Below are 20157 nucleotides of genomic sequence, written 5' to 3' on the forward strand. Positions count from 1 at the left end.
AATCGATATAATCATCCACCTTACCACGGTAAGTAGATTTTCTCATTCAAGTAACGAGGAGGGCTTATGGCCGTAGGGTGGGCCAATGACGATAGCGTCAGCCAACAAATTCAAAACACAATAGACGACGAGATTTCCCGTGTTCGTGGCAGTATCGCAAGGGGTGAAAGCGCCCATTATTGCGATGAGTGTGGTGATGAGATCCCAGAGGCACGTCGTTTTGCTATGAAAGGCGTTCGTTTGTGTATCGAATGTCAGTCAACAATCGAATTGGTGTCTCAACGCCAAGCATTGTTCAATCGACGAGCGAGTAAAGACAGTCAACTCCGATAACTTTACTGTTCTAATAAATAATGAGACGGTTTGAGTCTCATACTCAAACCGTTTTCGTATTGAATTGGACTATGAAGCGAAGCAGTCTTTACGTTGCAACGCCGCATCAATCGCGTTAACTAGCTTCTCAATATCTTCCGGCTTGCTGATGAACGGCGGCATCATATAAATCAGTTTGCCAAATGGACGAATCCAAACTCCGTGTTCAACAAACAAGGCTTGGATGGTTTCCATATTCACAGGGCGATGCGTCTCCACTACGCCAATGGCACCTAGCCAACGGGTGTTTTTCACCAACTCGTATTCTTCAAGTTTTGGTAGTAACTCAGAAAACAGCGTTTCAATTTGTTGGGTTTGTTGCTGCCAATTACCTTGCTCAATCAATTCCAAACTTGCGGTGGCAACAGCACAGGCGAGTGGATTCCCCATAAAGGTTGGACCGTGCATAAAACAGCCTGCATCACCACCACAAACGGTGTCTGCTACGTGTTTGCTCGCCAGGGTCGCAGAGAGGGTCATGTAGCCGCCAGTGAGTGCTTTCCCGACACACAGAATGTCTGGTTGAATGTCTGCATGTTCGCAGGCAAACAACTTACCGGTACGACCAAATCCGGTAGCGATCTCATCTGCAATCAATAACAAGCCGTATTTGTCGCAAAGCCTACGCACGCCTTTGAGAAATTCTGGATGGTAGATGCGCATGCCGCCTGCGCCTTGAACAATAGGTTCTAGGATCACCGCAGCAAGTTCTTTATGGTGCGTCTCAATCTTGTGCTCGAAGTCGGTGAGGTCTTCTGGCTTCCATTCATCCCAATAACCACAAGTTGGTGACTCCGCAAAGATATGCTCAGGCAAAAAGCCTTTGTAGAGAGAGTGCATTGAGTTATCGGGATCGGTAACCGACATCGCCGCAAACGTATCGCCGTGATAACCGTGTCGCAAAGTAAGAAACTTCGGTCGGCGTTCGCCTTTTGCATGCCAATATTGCAGTGCCATTTTTAAGCTGACTTCTACGGCAACGGAGCCTGAATCGGCAAGGAATACATTTTCAAGATTACTTGGGGTTAGGGATAGCAACTTCTTACACAAACTGATTGCTGGCTGGTGGGTAATCCCGCCAAACATCACGTGAGAGACCTGATCGATTTGCTGGTGAGCGGCTTGATTTAAGTGCGGATGGTTATAGCCGTGGATCGTCGACCACCAAGAAGACATGCCGTCGACCAGCTCAGTACCGTCTTCCAATTTAATGTGAACACCATTTGCCGATGCTACTGGGTAGCAGGTCAGAGGTGTCAATGTCGAAGTGTAGGGATGCCAGATATGCTGGCGGTCGAAGGCGAGATCCATGTGCGATTCCAATAATAATTGAGGTTAAAAAATAAACAGATGTAAACTTTGTTATTTTGTGTTGTGTTGACAGTTTATCGAGACTCAGTAGACTGTCAACACAACAACAAAAGTGACTAAAGGAATACACGTGGAAGTTCGTCATAACTGGACGCATGCTGAAGTGCGCGATCTCATGGAAAAACCATTCATGGATCTCCTATTCGAAGCGCAGCTTGTACATCGTCAATATCAACAAACCAACCATGTTCAAGTAAGCACGCTTCTGTCGATTAAGACAGGTGCTTGTCCAGAAGATTGTAAGTACTGTCCTCAGAGTGCTCGTTACACCACAGACATCGAAAAAGAGCGTCTGATGGAAGTAGAACGCGTACTCGATGCTGCGCAAAAAGCCAAAAATGCTGGTTCAACTCGTTTCTGTATGGGCGCTGCATGGAAAAACCCTAAAGAGCGTGACATGCCGCATTTGACTGACATGATCAAAGGTGTGAAGGGCATGGGTTTAGAAACGTGTATGACATTAGGTATGTTGACACCAGATCAAGCAAAGCAATTGGCAACCGCAGGTCTGGATTACTACAACCACAACCTAGATACCTCACCTGAGTTCTACGGCAACATCATTACCACACGGACTTACCAAGACCGTTTAGATACTTTGTCTCACGTGCGTGATGCTGGCATGAAGATCTGTTCCGGTGGCATCATCGGCATGGGTGAAAGTGCAAACGACCGAGCTGGTTTGTTGGTTGAACTGGCTAACTTGCCGGTACACCCTGAAAGCGTTCCAATCAACATGCTCGTGAAGGTAAAGGGCACACCACTGGAAGAAGTGGATGATGTTGAGCCTTTCGATTTCATTCGCCTGATTGCGATTGCACGAATCATGATGCCTCAGTCAGCCGTTCGTTTATCCGCTGGCCGTGAAAACATGAACGAACAAATGCAAGCGCTGTGTTTTATGGCGGGTGCAAACTCCGTTTTCTATGGCTGCAAGCTTCTGACCACGCCAAACCCTTCTGAAGACAAAGATATGATGCTGTTCAACAAGCTCGGTATTAACAGCCAAGAGGTGTCTCAAAAGCCTGATGAAATCGAAGAAAACGAGTTACTCGATCGCGTCGTAGAGCGCGTTGCTGCCCGTCCGACAAAAGACGACCTTTTCTACGATGCCAGCGTTTAAATCTCGTATCGAGTCCGCTCTTGCTAAGCGTAAAACGCAAGGGTTGAATCGTTCTATGAATGTGGTGTTTGCCGGTAACCAGTCCGTTTTGGAGCACGAAGGCAAGCGCTACATTAATTTCTCAAGTAATGATTATTTGGGCTTGGCCAATGATCAAGCGCTCGTTCGTGCGTGGCAGCAAGGTTTAAGCGTATACGGCAGTGGCAGTGGAGCATCGCCAATGGTCACTGGCTTTAGTGCAGCACACAGCAATTTAGAAGCCGCACTAACTGAATGGTTGGGCTACGACAGAGCAATTCTGTTTGGTTCTGGATTCAGTGCTAATCAAGCCTTGTTGTTCACCTTGTTAGAAAAGTCAGACGTATTGATCCAAGACCGTTTGAATCATGCTTCATTGATAGAAGCGGGGGCGTTGTCACCAGCTAAGATGAAGCGCTTCAAACACAATGACATCGAGCACCTAAAGTCGCTGATTAATAGCGAAGACAACCATCTAGTTGTGACGGAAGGGGTATTCAGCATGGACGGTGACTGCGCGCCGCTCAGCGATATAGCTGAAGCCACTCGCAGTCATGATGCTTGGTTTGCTGTCGATGATGCTCATGGTATTGGCGTTCTTGGTCAATCCGGTGGTGGTTCTTGCGAGTTGGCAACGTTTAAACCCGAGATACTGATCGTTACTTTCGGCAAAGCGTTTGGTATGTCGGGCGCGGCTATTTTATGCGACCACGCAACGGGAGACTTTTTGACTCAGTTTGCTCGTCACCATGTGTATTCCACAGCGATGCCTCCGGCACAAGCCTATGCGCTAACGCATGCGGTTTCTATCGTTCAAGAGCAGTCTTGGCGACGTGAAAAGCTTTCAGAGCTTAGTGAAGTGTATCGAGACTGCCTCAGCGATCTGGAGGGCTTTGCTGAGACTCAGACTTCGATTAAGCCGTTTGTGATTGGTGAATCTGAACTGGCTTTGCAGGTTGCGAGCGCTTGTCGCCAAAACGGCATTTGGGTTACCGCTATTCGACCACCGACGGTGCCTAAAGGGACGTCTCGTCTTCGAATCACACTCACTGCCAATCACACTAATGAACAAGTTAAAACGCTTTCAATGGCATTGAAGCAAGCATTAGGAGCGCTGTAATGGATAATGCAACTACCGCATTAGCGCAAACGCTCGCGTTAGAGAGTTTCCATCAAGATAAAGACGCGATTGCCTCTTCGTTTGGTAAAGCAGCAGAAACATACGATAAACATGCGGCTTTTCAACGTGATGTCGGGCATCAGCTGCTTGATAAACTTCCTGAAAACTTGACGGGAAAACGTGTATTGGATTTAGGTTGTGGCACGGGTTATTTCTCCCAACTACTTCAACAACGCGGTGCGGAAGTAGTCTGCGGCGATATCTCTCAAGCCATGTTAGATAAAGCAGAGCAGCGTTGTGGTGCAGTACGAATGCATTACCAAGTTGCTGATGCTGAAAACTTACCATTTGACGATGATAGCTTCGATTACGTGTTTTCAAGTTTAGCGCTGCAATGGTGTACAGATTTAAGTTACCCACTAAAAGAAGTGCGCCGCGTGCTAAAAAATGGTGGGAAAGCGTGGTTCTCTACACTGGTTGATGGATCACTGTATGAGCTGCGTGCATCATGGGAAAAAATTGATGCATATCAACACGTCAATAACTTTCTAACGCTCAATCAGGTAAAAATTGCGTTAGCGCAATCTCGATGTGACAGCCATCAACTAGACTTGACCACCATCACAGTTTGGTACGACTCTGCATTTTCAGTTATGCGTGACCTCAAAGGTATAGGTGCAAATCACGTAAGCGGGCGCTCACACGGTTTAACTAGTCGCGAGACTTTGTTGCAAGTTGAGCATGCGTACCAAGCGTTTAAAAACGATCAAGGTCTTCTACCTGCAAGTTATCAGGTTTGTTTTGGAGTAATACATCTATGATTGATGCTTTTTTTATTGCTGGTACGGATACTGATGTTGGAAAGACGGTAGCGTCTAAAGCCATTTTGCAAGCGATTGCAGCAAAAGGACTAAATACTATTGGTTATAAGCCAGTGGCAGCAGGGAGTGACAAGACTGAAGCGGGATGGCGTAACTCTGATGCTTTACACTTACAAGACGCCGCAACACTCGATGTGGCCTATGATGATGTGAACCCATACGCTTTAGAGTTGCCTGCTTCTCCCCACATTGCAGCGAAGCATGAACATGTCGAAATAAGTTACGATGTTCTGAGTCAAAAACTGGCTCAACATAAGCAGCAAGCCGATGTTGTTCTCGTTGAAGGTGCTGGAGGCTGGCGTGTGCCAGTATCCGATACGGACTGTTTATCTACATGGGTAAAAGAAGAGCAGTTACCTGTTGTACTGGTGGTTGGCATTAAATTAGGCTGTTTGAGCCACGCTTTACTCACAGCGGAGAGTATTAAAGCGGATGGTTTGAATCTTGTTGGCTGGGTGGCAAACCGCGTCAACCCAGGCACAGAGCACTACGCTGACATTATCGAGATGCTAGAAGCACGTATCGATGCACCTAAGCTTGGGGAAATTCCATATATTCCAAGTGCTAAACGTAAAGAGCTAGGCAAGTACATTAATGTAGAGCCGTTGCTAAACACTGACTAATGGTGTTTAGGGTAAAAGACTAAAAAACCAAAGGGCTGCGCAATGCAGCCCTTTCTTGTTGGTGTAACCTAAAAAGTCAGATTACTTATCTTGGCTGAGCCCCATCAATGCTTGTTGTGTTTCTGCAACACGCTGAGACATATGATGATCGGTTGAAATACCAAGTTGTTGCTTTGCCTCGTCCTCTGAGATGCCTAGGTGACAACGCAGTAAATCAATAGCCATCTGATAGTCGTTAGTTTCTACCATGGTTTTTCCCTCAATACATGGAGTTTTTGAGCTCACCCAATGCACTTTTTGCAATGTACTTAGAGTGGCTCTGTTTTGTTCATCTCATTCGAATTTAGCATGTCCATGTAGCCGCACAATAAGACCAAAGTCTATAGCAGAGCTAACGTACTGTTTTTGGTCTATTAAAAAATTTCTAGCTAAGTTGCTAAGAGGTGATAGATTTAACACCAAGATCATCTATCAATAGATGATGGGTAGCTCAGAGCTTATTTTATCATTTTGATAAATGTATATGAACGGAGGTTCCAGCTCCTACCAAAGCATGTTTTGAAATCGCTTGAATCAAATATTTCAGTCCCGAAAACAAATGTTGCAATTTATTGCTTAACCTTGTTTTTATCGCGGATAGACTATATCTACAACGCACGGAACATGAAAATCAACGGAATTGGCTTTTATAGCGATTACCATTTGTTCCTTATAACAATCCGTTTTAAAAAAACGATAAGCTTCCTCGGAGAAAAGTAATGAAGCGAATTATGTTATTCCTAGCAACTAACCTAGCTGTCGTGCTAGTGCTTAGTGTTGTTCTGAATATTGTTTACGCTGTAACTGGAATGCAACCAGGCAGTCTGTCAGGTTTACTTGTAATGGCTGCTGTATTTGGTTTTGGTGGCGCATTTATTTCGTTGATGATGTCAAAGGGTATGGCGCTACGCTCGGTTGGTGGTATGGTCATTGAAAGCCCGCGCAACGAAACGGAGCATTGGTTAGTCGAAACTGTGGGTCGTCAAGCTCAACAAGTGGGTATTGGTATGCCAACGGTGGCTATTTATGATTCACCAGATATCAATGCATTTGCGACAGGTGCAAAGCGAGATGACTCTCTTGTCGCAGTTTCTACTGGTCTTTTACACAATATGACTCGTGATGAGGCAGAGGCAGTACTTGCACACGAAATGAGCCATATTTCAAATGGTGATATGGTCACGATGACGTTGATGCAAGGTGTCGTGAACACGTTTGTTATCTTCCTATCACGCTTTATTGCCAATATTGTGGCATCGAACGATGATGAAGAAGGCCAAGGTACAAATATGATGGTGTACTTTGGCGTATCCATGGTGCTTGAACTGGTATTTGGTTTCCTAGCTAGCTTCTTGACTATGTGGTACAGCCGTCATCGCGAATTCCACGCGGACGCAGGTGCAGCGCGCCTCGTTGGCAAAGAAAAAATGATTGCGGCTCTAGAGCGTTTGAAGGTGAGTCATGAATCTCAACTGGATGGCACCATGATGGCGTTTGGTATCAATGGCAAGCAGTCGCTGACTGAGCTACTAATGAGCCACCCTCCGCTAGATAAACGTATTGCAGCGTTGCGAGGCCAGCAATACTAATTGTTCCTACTTAAATAATTGTTAATCTGCTGAAAAGGCTTGGTTTTGACCAAGCCTTTTTTTTCGCCGATTGATCGCGTGCGAACTTCATCACGTACTACTTACAGAAACAAAGTTATACAAAATTATTTTTGTACAACTTTGGTGGAATGAACTATCTTGTACATATAATAATTTTGTACAACTTAATGGGCGTGTAGGAGTAAAAAATGGACATACAGTCTGTTGGCAATATCTATCAAAAGCTCAACAAAGCGAACTTACATCTACTTAAGGATATATATCACCAAGATGTAGTATTTGAGGACGCAGCGCATCGTTTAGAAGGATGGCCAGCACTTTCGGATTATTTCACCTCATTATATGCCAACGTCATCAGTTGTGATTTTGTAATCCATGAGCATCAACAAGTCGGAGATACAGGCTTCCTAACTTGGACAATGGACCTTCAGCATCCCAAACTTCAGAAGGGTGCGCCTATTCTCGTCAATGGTGTTTCGCACCTCAAATTTAGCGAAGGTCAGGTCATTTATCACCGAGACTATTTTGATCTCGGAGAGATGCTCTATGAGCATTTACCGTTACTTGGTTCAGTCGTTAAAACCATCAAGCAGAGGTTAGGACAATGAACAACACCATCTTAATCACAGGCGCCACCTCCGGAATAGGAAGACAGCTTGCGCTAGATTACGCGAACTCAGAATGGAATGTGATTGCTTGTGGTCGGAATCAAGATGTTCTTGCAGAACTGGAGGCAGTTTCTTCCAAAATTCATACACTGCAGTTTGATGTGACAAATTATGAGGAAACTCAGCAGGCTCTCTCCAATTTGCCCTTTACGCCAAACACATGGTTTTTTAACGCAGGCGATTGTGAGTACATGGATGAGGGAGTGGTCGACGCGAAACTCATGGCGCGTGTGATGAACGTAAATGTTGTCGGTGTTGCCAACTGCGTCGAAGGCTGCCAAGTGCATTTAGAGAGAGGGCACCGCATTGTTATTGTTGGCTCTATCGCATCAGAAGTGGCACTGCCTCGTGCTGAAGCTTACGGCGCGTCCAAAGCGGCAGTCAGTTATTTTGCACGCACGCTCGCCGTCGACTTGAAAAAGAAAGGGATCAAAGTGGTAACGGTGTTTCCTGGTTTTGTTGAAACGCCGTTGACTGACAAAAACGACTTCGAAATGCCAATGATCATTTCTACTCAGCAAGCGTCGGAATCTATCAGGAAGCAGTTAGCCGCCAACAAGACCTATATCTATTTCCCGGCGAGATTTACCAGTATTTTACGTTTTATCTCGTTACTTCCATACAGTTGGCAAGCTCGCCTAACTGCTAAACTCGTATCATAAGAAGGAATAAAAATGAAAACAGCAGGAAGAAAGAAGATAGCGATTGTGGGAACGGGAATCTCTGGCCTTACTTGTGGTTATTACTTGCATAAAGAACATGATGTAACGCTGTTTGAAGCGAACGATTACATCGGTGGCCATACTGCAACCGTTGATGTGAGCCTTGATGGTAAAGAATACGCGATAGATACTGGGTTCATCGTCTATAACGACCGTACGTACCCTAATTTCATTAAAATGATGAGCGAGATTGGCGTTGAAGGTCTGCCGACTCAAATGAGCTTCAGTGTCAGAAACGATGGGAACGGACTAGAGTACAACGGCCACACAGTGTCGACATTGTTTGCTCAAAAACGCAACTGGGCAAACCCTAAATTTTATCGATTTATCTTCGAGATACTTCGTTTCAATAAACTTGCCAAGCGCTTCGCTAGCGAGCAATCCTCGCACTCTCAGACGTTAGGTGAGTTCCTTGATGAACACAAATTCAGTGCTTTCTTTACCGATAACTACATTTTACCGATGGGTGCTGCGATTTGGTCGTCGACTTTAGCTGACATGCGCGCATTCCCTCTTATGTTCTTCTTACGTTTCTTCCTCAACCACGGTCTGCTAGATGTGACTAACCGGCCACAATGGTATGTGATTAAAGGTGGTTCACGATCATACATTCCACCATTGACCAAAGGCTTTGCCGAGAGTATTCGTCTTAATAGTCCTGTCGAAAAAGTGGTTCGCAACGAAAAAGGGGTTGGCGTTCAAGTTCGCGGAGAAACGCATTGGTTTGATGACGTTATCTTTGCTTGTCACAGTGATCAAGCAATGAGAATGCTAGAGGATATCAGCCCAATTGAGCAGGGAATCTTGGGGGATATGACATACCAAGCAAATGAAGTTGTTCTTCATACCGACTCTGCCGTACTACCAAAACGTAAGGCAGCATGGGCATCATGGAACTACCTATTGGAAGGCAGTGAAGAGGAACAGCAACGCCTCCCTTCGCTCACTTATAACATGAACATTCTTCAGCATATTCAATCAGAACATACGTTTTGTGTAACGTTGAACAGTACTGAGCAAATTAACTCAAATAAAGTCTTGCGTTCGTTCACTTATCATCATCCAGTATTCACCACTGAGTCTATTGCAGCGCAGCAGCGCAAAGATGAGATACAGGGCAAACAAAGTACCTGGTTCTGCGGCGCTTATTGGTACAACGGTTTTCATGAAGATGGCGTGCGTAGCGCGCTTGATGTTGTGAAAGAACTAGAAGAAAAGTACCGCGAACAAAATGTGGTTCCTTTCGAAAAAGGCGCAGCGTGATATGGATAGCCAAATGAACAGCCGATTGTTTATAGGCAACGTTCGTCACCGTCGATTCACGCCTGTGAATCATGAGTTGAACTACTCTTTATTTATGCCCGCCATCGATGTAGACGAGCTCGATGCTTTAGAGAAAAAAGTATGGGGTTTTGGTTCGCGTTGGTGGCATTGGGCTCGCTTCAAGCGCAGTGATTACATTGGTGAAGGCAGCGTCAAGTCGGCAGTGCACAGCAAAATTGAAGAACTGACAGGTGTTCGCTGTACCGGCAAGGTAATCGCAGTCTGTCACTTGCGTTATCTAGGGCTTTATTTCAGTCCCGTTAATTTCTACTACGTTTATAACACGGAAGGAGAATGGAAGTATCTCCTCGCAGAGGTGAGTAACACTCCTTGGAATGAACGACATTACTACGTGGTGTCAGCAGATAAAGAAGAAGAAAAGTTTGGTTGGGAACAAGTTAAAGCATTCCATGTTTCACCATTCAACCCGATTGACCAACTCTACCGCTGGAGAATTAAACCTTTGACAGACAAGTTGAATATTCATCTTGAATGTCACAAAGGAAAGAAACACTTTGATGCCACCATGGTTATGAAAGCCAAGCCACTTTCAAGCAAAACCTTATTGAGGTGTTTGATCGTTACACCAATACAAACGGTAAAAGTAATGGTTGGTATTTATTGGCACGCATTAAAACTTTGGGTGAAAGGCGCACCATTTTATTCTCATCCTAAATATTCAACGCATGAAGAAATAGAAGCCGATACTGAAAAAACAGACAAAAAAAATAAAAAGCACAAGGAGAATTCTGCATGTTAAATACTAGTTCTATGACATTGCCGCGTAAATTGACGACAACGCAAAAAGCGGCTCGCGGAGTTATTTTTCAATGTCTGCAAAAAATGGAAATCGGCTGCTTAACAGTTATTGAAAGTTTTAAGACGGAAACGACAGAGCGAAGCGAGCGTTTTAGTGCGCCAAATGGGGAGTACAGTGGTCAACCTGTTGTCGCTACTATAGAGGTAAAACATCCAGGCTTTTATTCACGGATCTTGCAGGGCGGCAGTATTGCTGCTGGTGAGGCTTATATGGATGGGTGGTGGGATAGCCCCGATTTAACCTCATTAATGAAACTGATGGCCCTTAACATGCGTGCTCTAGATAAACTCGAAGAGCAAGGCAGTTGGTTGACTAAAATACTGTACAAGTTCAGTCATTGGTCAAACAGAAATTCTGAAGAGAACTCACGTAAAAATATCCATGCGCATTACGACTTGGGTAACAACCTATACGAAGCGTTCCTTGATATCAATATGCTGTATTCGTCGGCGCTTTACAATCATGCGGATGACTCTCTAGAGCAGGCTCAAATCAACAAAATGGATCGTCTATGTCAGCAACTTGAGCTGAAGCCCACTGATCATGTTGTTGAAATTGGCACTGGGTGGGGCGCTATGGCGATTTACATGGCAGAACAATACGGTTGTCAGGTCACCACAACAACGATATCTGAAGAGCAACACGCGTACGCGGAGCAAAAAATCAAAGAGCGTGGCTTAGAAGATAAAATCACACTACTCAAAGAAGATTACCGTAACTTAACCGGCACTTATGACAAGCTCGTTTCTATTGAAATGATTGAAGCTGTGGGCAAACAATTCCTGCCTTCGTACATTAAGGTCTGTGAGTCTTTATTGAAGACTGGTGGCTTGATGGCGATTCAAGCGATTACGATTGCCGATCAGCGTTACGATTACTACAGTAACAACGTCGACTTTATCCAAAAGTACATTTTCCCGGGTGGTTTTTTACCGTCGGTAACCTCACTAACCCAAGCAACAACAAAGTACAGTGACTTAGTGACGCGAGACTTGTTCGATATTGGTTTGGACTACGCCAAGACGCTGAACGAATGGCACTTACGTTTTAATCGAGCAGAGAATGAAGTGCGCTCGTTTGGCTACGACGACCGCTTTGTGCGTATGTGGCGCTACTATTTGAGCTACTGTGAAGGTGGCTTTTTGGCTCGCACGATCAGTGCCGTTCACATGACGTTTCAACGCCCGTAGTTCGTTATGAAGGTGTTTCTTGCTTCGACATGGTTCCAACTCTGCTGGTTTGCAGCGGTGCTTGGAACCTATCAATGGCAATGGGTGACGTTATTCCTTACTTTGGCAACCCTACTATATTGTTTGAAAACTGACGCATCTTCGCTCAAAAGTATTGGTGTTATCGCCACGATTGGTCTCGTGCTTGATACATTAAATCAGCAATTTTCAATTTTCATGTTTGCCACTCAATGGTTACCCCTTTGGCTTTTGTGCCTTTGGATTCTGTTCGCCTGGTATGCCTATCAACTCAAGTCAATTTTGTACCGTTTCCCAAAAACCTACGTATCAATAGTAGGCGGACTCGGAGGAACAGCGAGCTACTTTGCTGGCTATAAGCTCCAAGCCGTTGAATTTGGATTTAGCACTGGCGCTACACTGGCAATGTTGTTTGTCGAATGGTGCGTCATGATGCTCTTGATACTCAAGGTGTACGGAAATGAAAAGCTTGAAGAGAGACTTAACTCAGAGACTGACTAGGCTGCTTGCGTTGGTAATAGTAACTGGCTCTTTTGCTCTGCAAGCTCAACCTGTTGGAAACAGCGAAGCTGCTAGCAACATTGCGAATTGGAAGGGATGGAAAACTGTTGGAGAAGCCCAACTTACTTGGTTCATCTTCGATATTTATCACTCAAGATTAAAAGCGCCTGATGGAAAGTTCATCGTAAGCGATGACGTATCGCCACATCCCCTTGCGTTGGAAATTAATTACAAGAGAGACATCAGTAAGCAACAGCTGCTTGATGTGACGGATGAGCAGTGGGCGAAATTGGGTTTTACGGACTCATATCGAAAAGCTTGGATCAGCGAGCTCGATCGTATGTTTCCTGATATTCAAAAAGGTGACGAGCTTACTTATCTAACAGATGGAAAATCTGGTCAGCTTTTTTATAAGCAGGTTGGGGACGTGCAAGTAAAGAACGTTGGCATCATTGAAGACGAACGAATGAACGATGCATTTTTGGCTATATGGTTATCACCCAACACAGAATTTCCGAAACTCCGAAAACAATTGATAGGGCAGGTTAGATAGTGTTTAAACGAATTTTTAAATCAGCGACTTTAGTGGCAGCTGTTTTTCTTTCGGCATGTTCCGCAGACATTGATAATTACCGCTCTTCTAAACCGACTTTTGACGTATTCGGTTATTTCGAAGGCGACATAAAGGCGTGGGGGATGGTGCAAGATTATACCGGACAGCAAACGCGTCGCTTTGAAGTCGATATAGTGGGTACTGTAGCGGGTGATACGCTGACGCTGGTGGAAGACTTCGTGTTTGATGACGGAGAGGTGGACCAGCGAATTTGGGTTATCACTAGATTAGAAGACGGTCGTTATGAAGGTAAGGCAGACGATATTATAGGTGTGGCAACAGGGGAAGAGCAGGGCAATGCGCTACAGTGGCAATATGACTTTGAGCTACAAATGGAGGATTCATCAGTGACGGTTGCTTTTGATGATTGGCTTTATCGTCAGGATGACAGACACGTTTTCAATCTAACGAAAATAAAAAAGTTTGGTGTGGAAGTAGGAACAATAACCTTGTTCTTCCAAAAGCTGCCATAACAAATGGGGCTGATCTTCAATTAATAATCCATTCCATATAACTAAAATTATTTTCTCCCGACCTAACTCTCCTAACTAAAAAAGGTTGACGCTTTCGCGTCAACCTTTTAAGTATCTGGTCGTTACAGGAGGATTACAGCTTATCTGTCAGCTCGATTGCTTGACCGATATAGTTCGCTGGTGTCATCTCTTTCAGACGTGCTTTCTCGTGCTCAGGAAGCTCAAGACCGTCGATGAAGTTACGCATTGCTTCGCCGTCTACACGCTTACCACGAGTTAGCTCTTTCAGCTTCTCGTATGGCTTCTCGATGCCGTAACGACGCATAACGGTTTGTACTGGCTCAGCTAGTACTTCCCAGTTCTTGTCTAGTTCAGCAAGAAGCGCTTCACGATTTACTTCTAGCTTGCTGATGCCTTTAAGTGTCGAAGTGTAAGCGATGATAGCGTAGCCAACACCAACACCAAGGTTACGTAGAACCGTTGAGTCAGTTAGGTCACGTTGCCAACGAGAGATAGGCAGTTTCTGTGCTAGGTGGCCGAATACAGCGTTCGCAAGACCTAGGTTACCTTCTGAGTTTTCAAAGTCGATTGGGTTAACTTTGTGAGGCATTGTTGAAGAACCGATCTCACCCGCAATAGTTTTTTGCTTGAAGTGGCCTAGTGCAATGTAACCCCAAACGTCACGGTCGAAGTCAATCAGGATAGTGTTGAAACGAGCGATAGCATCGAACAGCTCAGCGATGTAATCGTGCGGTTCGATTTGAGTTGTGTAAGGGTTCCAAGTTACGTCTAGAGACTCTGTGATGAACTCTTCAGAGAACTTGTGCCAATCTAGCTCTGGGTAAGCAGAAAGGTGTGCGTTGTAGTTACCTACTGCACCGTTGATTTTCGCTAGGATCTCAACGTTTTCGATTTGCTTGAATTGACGCTCCATACGGTACGCCACGTTAGCCATTTCTTTACCCATAGTAGATGGAGAAGCAGGCTGACCGTGTGTACGAGATAGAAGAGGAATGTCGCGGTATTCCACTGCTAGTGCTTTGATAGCGTCGATTAGGTTACGGATTTCTGGAAGAATCACGTTCTCACGCGCTTCTTTAAGCATTAGAGCGTGTGATGTGTTGTTGATGTCTTCAGAAGTACATGCGAAGTGGAAGAACTCGTTTACTGCGTGCAGTTCAGGAACGTCTGCTACTTTCTCTTTTAGGAAGTACTCAACCGCTTTTACGTCGTGGTTAGTTGTACGCTCGATCTCTTTGATACGGCGTGCATCTTCTTCAGAGAAGTTTGCAGCAAGGTCGTCTAGGAATTGGTTTGCTTCTGCGCTAAACGCTGGCACTTCTGCAATTTCAGCAGTAGCAGCAAGCTTTTGTAGCCAGCGGATTTCAACGATAGTACGGTACTTTAGTAGACCGTATTCACTGAAAATTTCGCGTAACGCAATTGTCTTGCTTCCGTAACGGCCGTCTACTGGTGAAACAGCAGTCAATGCTGACAGTTCCATGATGTTCTCCTGAATTGGGTTTCTAAATTTCGTGAGCTTTATACCAATAACTGTGGCAATTGTCACGAATATTGCGCAAACGTTTGCGCGAGATTTGTTTTAGTCGAAAAAAATGAGCTCGCGATAAACGCGAGCTGCTTATTTGATATTTTACTACAGACGAGCAAGAAGGATTTGTGCTTGCTCTACCATCTTCTTGCGCCCGAAGATTAGGTGGCGACGCTTACCACCAACTTGACGCCAAAGAACTGCACTACGAATGCCAGATAACAACAGCGCACGAACTTTGTGTTGGCTTGCCGTCTGCTGCAGTACAGATGGCGTGCCCGTTACTTGAATGCGTGGGCCAATAGGGCTAACGACATCCAGATAGATGCTCGCTAAATTGCTGATCATTTGATCGTCTAGTAGCTCAAAGTGCTCTGACTGACGCTTGGCCATTTGAATACGATCGCCAAGCTGAGACATAGCATCGTTACGAGAGCTTAACTTACGTTCTAACGCCATTAAACTAATAATGTAACGAGTAATTTCACTGCCTGATGGTGTGCTATCAATCCCTTTAACCAAGCATTCTAGGCCGAGCTTTAGATCGGCTTCGCGACCGAATACGCCAACTGTGTTAGCAGGGTTCGTGCTCAAAATAGCGTTGATTGATGTTTCAAAAGCATCTTGATCACAATGTCCGTTTCTCGCTACCTGTTGAACTAAAGCAACAGCTTGGCAAATCCCAGCGAAAGCGATAGTACGGTCATAAAGTGTATTCGCCACGTAACGACTCCTAAGCTTGAGAATATTTAATGCGTTGCTCGATGATGCCGCCACCTAGGCACACGTCACCTTTGTAGAACACTGCTGATTGACCTGGAGTTACAGCAATTTGTGGCTCGTCAAAGATAACTTTAATGTTTTCATCATCGATAGGGATGATTGTACAAGGAATATCTTCCTGACGGTAACGAGTTTTCACTGTGCACTTCATAACATCGCGAATTGGCTCACGATCTACCCAGTGAAGTTGTGATGCAAGTAGACCTTCTGATTTCAACATTGGATGGTCTTTACCTTGAACGGCAATCAAAACGTTACGTTCTAGATCTTTCTCACCAACGAACCATGGGTCCTCGTTACCACCGCCGCCTTTACGGCCACCGATGTGTAGACCTTTACGCTGACCAAGTGTGTGGTACATCAGGCCTTGGTGTTGACCAATCACTTCGCCTTCTGGAGTCTCGATATTACCAGGCTGAGCTGGAAGGTAGCGACCTAGGAATTCCGTAAACTTGCGTTCACCGATGAAACAAATACCAGTTGAATCTTTCTTCTTAGCAGTAATTAGGTCTTGTTCTTCCGCAATGCGGCGTACTTCTGGTTTCTCTAGGTCACCAACAGGGAATAGGCTACGCGCAATTTGCTCGTTGCTTAATGTGTACAGGAAGTAGCTTTGATCTTTGTTGCCATCTAGACCACGTAGCATCTGTGGTTTTTCACCGTTTTCTGGGAAAGAGCGACGCACATAGTGGCCCATTGCAATGTAATCAGCATCAAGTACTTCATCAGCGAATTCTAGGAATGCTTTGAACTTGATTTCTTTGTTACAAAGAATGTCAGGGTTCGGAGTACGGCCAGCTTTGTATTCAGCAAGGAAGTACTCAAATACGTTATCCCAGTATTCGGCAGCAAAGTTGATAGTGTGTAGGTGGATGCCTAGCTTGTCACATACTGCCTGAGCGTCAGCAAGATCTTCTGCCGCTGTACAATATTCTTCGTTGTCATCTTCTTCCCAGTTCTTCATGAAAAGGCCTTCTACTTGGTAGCCTTGCTGCTTTAGAAGATACGCGGAAACAGATGAATCAACGCCGCCGGACATACCGACGATGACTTTCTTTTGGCTGTTATCAGACATTACTAAACACCACTTAAATAAACGGGATGCAGATTCTATCAGAATCCACAGACCGGTGACAGATCCGAGATCGAAATCACAATTCGTTTCGCTGGATTTTTCTTCAACAAAGATTCGAACGAGTAATTTCGCAAGTATAGAAGAGGTATATATGGCATAGTTGGCCAAAATCCAAGAGGAAACACCAAATGACAGAAGAAAACCAATTTATGCAAGAAAGTGAGTTGATTGAAATTGTTGAAAATCAGCTCGAAGATGGCAACCCGCTTAAAGTAAAAGAAACCCTTATGCGTTTAATGATGACTGGCACACCACGTGAAGATGCGGTTGCGATGATGGCATGTGCGATGTCAATTGAGATTTTTGATGTGATGAAGAATGAAGGTGAGTTCAACCTAAAGCGTTATAGCGAGCACCTTGAGCAACTACCAGATCTCAGCTTTATGGAAGGTGAATAAGCCACCTAAAAGAAAAAAGTAGTCAGCAAACGTTTGCTATAATCGCTTTTATTGCTGCTTTATTATTAGCGGTATAGAATCCGCTCTCCTTTTCATCCCCTTACTCAGACTGACAATATGAAATTTCCTGGACAACGCAAATCGAAGCACTATTTTCCTGTTCATGCTCGTGACCCGCTGGTGAGCCAAGCACAAGAAAGCAAGAAGATGACGCGCACTCACATCATTGGTATTGACCAAACCTTGGTTGATATTGAAGCAAAAGTTACAACGGATGTGATTGAAAAGTACGGTCTGAGTAAAGGTCACTCTCTGGTTATCGATGACGAAAGAGCAGAAGAGTTATACCAGCAACTGAAAGAAGAGAACTTGATTACCAATGAGTATGCGGGCGGTACAATTGGTAACACGCTACATAACTACTCCGTGCTAGCGGATGATCGCTCCACACTACTTGGAGTGATGAGCCAGGATATTAAGATTGGCAGCTACGGTTACCGTTATCTTTGTAATACATCAAGCCGCATGGACTTGAACTACCTACAAGGTGTAGATGGTGCAATTGGCCGTTGTTTTGCTCTTATCACAGAAGACGGTGAACGTACTTTTGCTATCAGCGAAGGGCAAATGAACCAACTCCATCCTGATAGCATTCCAGAGAAAATCTTTAAAAATGCATCAGCACTTGTACTGACGTCATATCTAGTACGTTGCAAAGACGGCGACCCAATGCCGGAAGCAACAATGAAAGCGATTGAGTACGCGAAAAAGAATGATGTGCCTGTTGTTCTGACTTTAGGCACAAAGTTTGTTATTCAAGATGACCCTAAATATTGGCAAGAATTCATTAGAGATAACGTTTCAGTCGTTGCGATGAATGAAGATGAAGCAGAAGCACTGACGGGGGAATCTGATCCACTTGCTGCGTCTGATAAAACATTGGAGTGGGCTGATCTAGTATTGTGCACGGCGGGTCCTGTAGGTCTATTTATGGCTGGGTATACGGAAGATAGCGCGAAGCGCGAAACTTCTTTGCCATTACTTCCAGGGTCAATTGCTGAATTTAATCGTTATGAATTTAGTCGTCCGGCGAAAAAAGACTCATGCGAGACGCCAATAAAAGTGTACTCGCATATCTCGCCATATATGGGTGGTCCAGAAAAAATTAAGAATACAAATGGCGCAGGTGATGCCGCGTTATCTGCTGTTCTTCATGATATGGCAGCAAATAAATACCATAAAGAAAATGTGCCTAATTCAAGCAAGCACAGTAACGAGTATTTAACTTACTCTTCTTTTTCTCAAGTCTGCAAATACGCAAACCGTGCGAGCTACGAAGTTCTCGTGCAACATTCACCACGATTGTCGCGCGGACTTCCTGAGCGAGAAGATAGCCTAGAAGAAGCATACTGGGAACGTTAATACGAAGCGGTTTAATTAACTATTCTGTAACTAAAGTAAAAGGCGCATTAAGAAATGTGCCTTTTTTATTTGTAATGGTTTAAATAAAAAAGGCTCCCTATGGGAGCCTTTTAAAAATAGCACGGATCTAGATTAGGAACTCATCCAGAGATTTACCTGCATCAAGTTGCTCTTGAATCGCCGAAGGTGTACGACCTTGGCCAGTCCAAGTTTTCTCATTACCGTTTGAATCTGTGTATTTGTATTTAGCAGGGCGAGGTGCGCGCTTCGCTTTGCCTTTCGTCTTAGTTTCGCCAGATAGCGCAGTAATAAGTGCTTCTACATCAATACCGTCTTGAGCGATTTTCTCAGCAATCTCTGCAAGCTTAGCTTCTTGCTCTGCTTGTGCTGCGCGTTCTGCTTCTTCTGCTTCACGACGCTCATCTACGACAGTAGTGAGTTTATCTAGAGCTTCTTCCAATTGTTCTAGAGTCAGCTCACGAGAAAATGCACGAAGGCTACGGATATTTAGAAGGGTTTTAGTCAGCTCTGACATAACGATTCCTATTAAAAGGTTAATGTGTTGGGCACTTTTTATCGTTACGATTAAATAATGCCAATCTATAAATAAACAAAGAGTCCTTATATTTAACTTTATCTTTTCCTTATGTGCAAATGCTAAATCAAGATTTTGTTTAAATTTGACTATTTTTTAAAGCAATTAATATTATTACACTCGAAATAAATCATTATTAGATGAGAACTAAAATCAACAATCATTATTGTATAGAGAGAGTGACAGCTTGGTTTTTTATAAAAAAATTTGAGTTATTACTTAAAAATATGAAGCATCCATCTTTAATGGTGTGTCATATATCCTTAATTTATTGATATAAGATAAACCATGATATTTCTAAGGTAGTAATAATGTTTCATAAATAACATGATTGATGTGATTTCAGTTGCACAAAACTTATGGAATTAGGCAAGGTTTATAAATTATCTCAGCCATTATTTATTTGTTTAATTTAGTTTGATGTGTTGCATTGACTCTCATCATAAGTACAATGGCTGCCACCTGATGCAATATTGCAGACAATTTGTTGTTAATTTGTACAGTTAGTGGTTAATTGTTTGTTGTTGCCGTAGAGGCGCGGTCTCGAAGAGTAGCTATTATTGGGGTGATGCCAATGAATAATAGTGGAAGGCGAAGATTGCCGAAGTAAGTAACTCATCAAAGTTACTTGCTGGGGTTGTATCTGAAAGGAACAACACTGCCATAGTATATATTCACATTAAACTATGGAGCGCTACTGTAGGGTTGGGTGGAGTGTTCGCTTCCCTGTCGCTAAGTTCAACATGAGCACGTATCGTATGCTACGTGACTTGTCTGCAGTAGATCT

At 44.2% G+C, this 20157-nt stretch carries 22 protein-coding genes and 1 riboswitch; of the genes, 16 read left to right on the plus strand and 6 right to left on the minus strand.

The annotated features are described in order from the left end of the window. Positions 1 to 66: 66 nt before the first annotated feature. Positions 67 to 333: a DksA/TraR family C4-type zinc finger protein gene (locus MTF70_RS10370; RefSeq protein ID WP_017634396.1), complete on the plus strand. Its 267-nt coding sequence runs from the start codon at positions 67 to 69 to the stop codon at positions 331 to 333. Positions 334 to 402: 69 nt separating this feature from the next. On the opposite strand, the gene bioA is transcribed toward MTF70_RS10370, so the two are convergent. After that, on the minus strand, positions 403 to 1683 hold the full coding sequence (bioA, locus tag MTF70_RS10375) for an adenosylmethionine--8-amino-7-oxononanoate transaminase (protein ID WP_205460888.1): 1281 nt from the start codon (positions 1681 to 1683) through the stop codon (positions 403 to 405). A gap of 130 nt (positions 1684 to 1813) precedes the next feature. On the opposite strand from bioA, the gene bioB reads away from it, so the two are divergent. From bioB to bioD, 4 genes are read left to right on the plus strand one after another with little or no spacing between them, the layout of a single operon-like run. Continuing rightward, positions 1814 to 2866: a biotin synthase BioB gene (bioB, locus tag MTF70_RS10380; protein WP_005378222.1), complete on the plus strand. Its 1053-nt coding sequence runs from the start codon at positions 1814 to 1816 to the stop codon at positions 2864 to 2866. After that, positions 2853 to 4004, plus strand: a complete 1152-nt coding sequence (gene bioF, locus MTF70_RS10385) for an 8-amino-7-oxononanoate synthase (protein WP_205460889.1) — start codon at positions 2853 to 2855, stop codon at positions 4002 to 4004. The genes bioB and bioF overlap by 14 nt, the downstream gene beginning before the upstream one ends. Continuing rightward, complete coding sequence (bioC, locus tag MTF70_RS10390) at positions 4004 to 4825, plus strand: malonyl-ACP O-methyltransferase BioC (protein WP_054866301.1); 822 nt, start codon at positions 4004 to 4006, stop codon at positions 4823 to 4825. Before bioF ends, bioC begins: the two co-directional genes overlap by 1 nt. Further along, the gene (gene bioD / locus MTF70_RS10395; RefSeq protein ID WP_005378217.1) at positions 4822 to 5508 is read left to right on the plus strand and encodes a dethiobiotin synthase; all 687 of its coding nucleotides are present in this window, start codon (positions 4822 to 4824) and stop codon (positions 5506 to 5508) included. The genes bioC and bioD overlap by 4 nt, the downstream gene beginning before the upstream one ends. Before the next feature lie 81 nt (positions 5509 to 5589). Here bioD and MTF70_RS10400 read toward each other — a convergent pair whose 3' ends face one another. Beyond that, positions 5590 to 5793, minus strand: a complete 204-nt coding sequence (locus MTF70_RS10400) for a hypothetical protein (protein ID WP_054575128.1) — start codon at positions 5791 to 5793, stop codon at positions 5590 to 5592. Between the two features lie 473 nt (positions 5794 to 6266). On the opposite strand from MTF70_RS10400, the gene htpX reads away from it, so the two are divergent. From htpX to MTF70_RS10445, 9 genes are all read left to right on the plus strand, one after another. Next, the gene (gene htpX / locus MTF70_RS10405) at positions 6267 to 7136 is read left to right on the plus strand and encodes a protease HtpX (protein ID WP_205460890.1); all 870 of its coding nucleotides are present in this window, start codon (positions 6267 to 6269) and stop codon (positions 7134 to 7136) included. Between the two features lie 209 nt (positions 7137 to 7345). Continuing rightward, positions 7346 to 7765 carry a nuclear transport factor 2 family protein gene (locus tag MTF70_RS10410; protein ID WP_005378211.1) on the plus strand — a complete coding sequence of 140 codons (420 nt, stop codon included), beginning with the start codon at positions 7346 to 7348 and terminating at the stop codon, positions 7763 to 7765. Then, the gene (locus tag MTF70_RS10415; RefSeq protein WP_054575129.1) at positions 7762 to 8487 is read left to right on the plus strand and encodes an SDR family oxidoreductase; all 726 of its coding nucleotides are present in this window, start codon (positions 7762 to 7764) and stop codon (positions 8485 to 8487) included. Before MTF70_RS10410 ends, MTF70_RS10415 begins: the two co-directional genes overlap by 4 nt. Before the next feature lie 12 nt (positions 8488 to 8499). Beyond that, positions 8500 to 9810 (plus strand): NAD(P)/FAD-dependent oxidoreductase, encoded by a 1311-nt coding sequence (locus MTF70_RS10420; RefSeq protein ID WP_248393966.1) that lies wholly within the window; start codon positions 8500 to 8502, stop codon positions 9808 to 9810. Between the two features lies 1 nt (position 9811). Next, positions 9812 to 10630, plus strand: a complete 819-nt coding sequence (locus MTF70_RS10425; RefSeq protein ID WP_054575131.1) for a DUF1365 family protein — start codon at positions 9812 to 9814, stop codon at positions 10628 to 10630. Further along, on the plus strand, positions 10624 to 11880 hold the full coding sequence (locus MTF70_RS10430) for a cyclopropane-fatty-acyl-phospholipid synthase family protein (RefSeq protein WP_205460891.1): 1257 nt from the start codon (positions 10624 to 10626) through the stop codon (positions 11878 to 11880). The genes MTF70_RS10425 and MTF70_RS10430 overlap by 7 nt, the downstream gene beginning before the upstream one ends. A gap of 6 nt (positions 11881 to 11886) precedes the next feature. After that, positions 11887 to 12399: a DUF2878 domain-containing protein gene (locus tag MTF70_RS10435; RefSeq protein WP_042522066.1), complete on the plus strand. Its 513-nt coding sequence runs from the start codon at positions 11887 to 11889 to the stop codon at positions 12397 to 12399. After that, complete coding sequence (locus MTF70_RS10440) at positions 12359 to 12952, plus strand: chalcone isomerase family protein (RefSeq protein WP_017821712.1); 594 nt, start codon at positions 12359 to 12361, stop codon at positions 12950 to 12952. Before MTF70_RS10435 ends, MTF70_RS10440 begins: the two co-directional genes overlap by 41 nt. Then, positions 12952 to 13485 (plus strand): DUF3833 domain-containing protein, encoded by a 534-nt coding sequence (locus MTF70_RS10445; RefSeq protein WP_017821713.1) that lies wholly within the window; start codon positions 12952 to 12954, stop codon positions 13483 to 13485. The genes MTF70_RS10440 and MTF70_RS10445 overlap by 1 nt, the downstream gene beginning before the upstream one ends. Before the next feature lie 133 nt (positions 13486 to 13618). Here MTF70_RS10445 and purB read toward each other — a convergent pair whose 3' ends face one another. From purB to mnmA, 3 genes are all read right to left on the minus strand, one after another. Then, the gene (gene purB, locus MTF70_RS10450) at positions 13619 to 14989 is read right to left on the minus strand and encodes an adenylosuccinate lyase (protein ID WP_186584338.1); all 1371 of its coding nucleotides are present in this window, start codon (positions 14987 to 14989) and stop codon (positions 13619 to 13621) included. Between the two features lie 153 nt (positions 14990 to 15142). Beyond that, a complete protein-coding gene (gene hflD, locus MTF70_RS10455; RefSeq protein WP_005378194.1) occupies positions 15143 to 15760 on the minus strand; it encodes a high frequency lysogenization protein HflD in 618 nt (205 codons plus the stop codon). Positions 15761 to 15770: 10 nt separating this feature from the next. Then, a complete protein-coding gene (mnmA, locus tag MTF70_RS10460; RefSeq protein WP_005378192.1) occupies positions 15771 to 16895 on the minus strand; it encodes a tRNA 2-thiouridine(34) synthase MnmA in 1125 nt (374 codons plus the stop codon). Between the two features lie 188 nt (positions 16896 to 17083). Between mnmA and MTF70_RS10465 the strand changes: the two genes are divergently transcribed. Continuing rightward, entirely contained in the window at positions 17084 to 17353 is a 270-nt protein-coding gene (locus MTF70_RS10465) for a hypothetical protein (protein ID WP_005378190.1), read from the plus strand. Positions 17354 to 17470: 117 nt separating this feature from the next. After that, positions 17471 to 18775: an inosine/guanosine kinase gene (locus MTF70_RS10470; RefSeq protein ID WP_005378187.1), complete on the plus strand. Its 1305-nt coding sequence runs from the start codon at positions 17471 to 17473 to the stop codon at positions 18773 to 18775. Positions 18776 to 18902: 127 nt separating this feature from the next. Here MTF70_RS10470 and MTF70_RS10475 read toward each other — a convergent pair whose 3' ends face one another. Further along, a complete protein-coding gene (locus MTF70_RS10475; RefSeq protein ID WP_005378185.1) occupies positions 18903 to 19310 on the minus strand; it encodes an H-NS family nucleoid-associated regulatory protein in 408 nt (135 codons plus the stop codon). A 582-nt stretch (positions 19311 to 19892) separates the two neighbouring features. After that, a riboswitch (Lysine riboswitch) is annotated at positions 19893 to 20075 on the plus strand. The last annotated feature ends 82 nt before the right edge of the window (positions 20076 to 20157 follow it).

The sequence above is a fragment of the Vibrio sp. 2CM40D genome (assembly GCF_023161825.1).
Classification (GTDB): Bacteria; Pseudomonadota; Gammaproteobacteria; order Enterobacterales; family Vibrionaceae; genus Vibrio; species Vibrio alginolyticus.

Coding starts and splice junctions, on each gene's coding strand:
- MTF70_RS10370 (WP_017634396.1), top strand. CDS start 67: ATGGCCGTAGGGTGGGCCAATGACGATAGCGTCAGCCAACAAATTCAA.
- bioA (WP_205460888.1), bottom strand. CDS start 1,683: ATGGATCTCGCCTTCGACCGCCAGCATATCTGGCATCCCTACACTTCG.
- bioF (WP_205460889.1), top strand. CDS start 2,853: ATGCCAGCGTTTAAATCTCGTATCGAGTCCGCTCTTGCTAAGCGTAAA.
- bioC (WP_054866301.1), top strand. CDS start 4,004: ATGGATAATGCAACTACCGCATTAGCGCAAACGCTCGCGTTAGAGAGT.
- bioD (WP_005378217.1), top strand. CDS start 4,822: ATGATTGATGCTTTTTTTATTGCTGGTACGGATACTGATGTTGGAAAG.
- htpX (WP_205460890.1), top strand. CDS start 6,267: ATGAAGCGAATTATGTTATTCCTAGCAACTAACCTAGCTGTCGTGCTA.
- MTF70_RS10410 (WP_005378211.1), top strand. CDS start 7,346: ATGGACATACAGTCTGTTGGCAATATCTATCAAAAGCTCAACAAAGCG.
- MTF70_RS10415 (WP_054575129.1), top strand. CDS start 7,762: ATGAACAACACCATCTTAATCACAGGCGCCACCTCCGGAATAGGAAGA.
- MTF70_RS10420 (WP_248393966.1), top strand. CDS start 8,500: ATGAAAACAGCAGGAAGAAAGAAGATAGCGATTGTGGGAACGGGAATC.
- MTF70_RS10425 (WP_054575131.1), top strand. CDS start 9,812: ATGGATAGCCAAATGAACAGCCGATTGTTTATAGGCAACGTTCGTCAC.
- MTF70_RS10430 (WP_205460891.1), top strand. CDS start 10,624: ATGTTAAATACTAGTTCTATGACATTGCCGCGTAAATTGACGACAACG.
- MTF70_RS10435 (WP_042522066.1), top strand. CDS start 11,887: ATGAAGGTGTTTCTTGCTTCGACATGGTTCCAACTCTGCTGGTTTGCA.
- MTF70_RS10440 (WP_017821712.1), top strand. CDS start 12,359: ATGAAAAGCTTGAAGAGAGACTTAACTCAGAGACTGACTAGGCTGCTT.
- purB (WP_186584338.1), bottom strand. CDS start 14,989: ATGGAACTGTCAGCATTGACTGCTGTTTCACCAGTAGACGGCCGTTAC.
- mnmA (WP_005378192.1), bottom strand. CDS start 16,895: ATGTCTGATAACAGCCAAAAGAAAGTCATCGTCGGTATGTCCGGCGGC.
- MTF70_RS10465 (WP_005378190.1), top strand. CDS start 17,084: ATGACAGAAGAAAACCAATTTATGCAAGAAAGTGAGTTGATTGAAATT.
- MTF70_RS10470 (WP_005378187.1), top strand. CDS start 17,471: ATGAAATTTCCTGGACAACGCAAATCGAAGCACTATTTTCCTGTTCAT.
- MTF70_RS10475 (WP_005378185.1), bottom strand. CDS start 19,310: ATGTCAGAGCTGACTAAAACCCTTCTAAATATCCGTAGCCTTCGTGCA.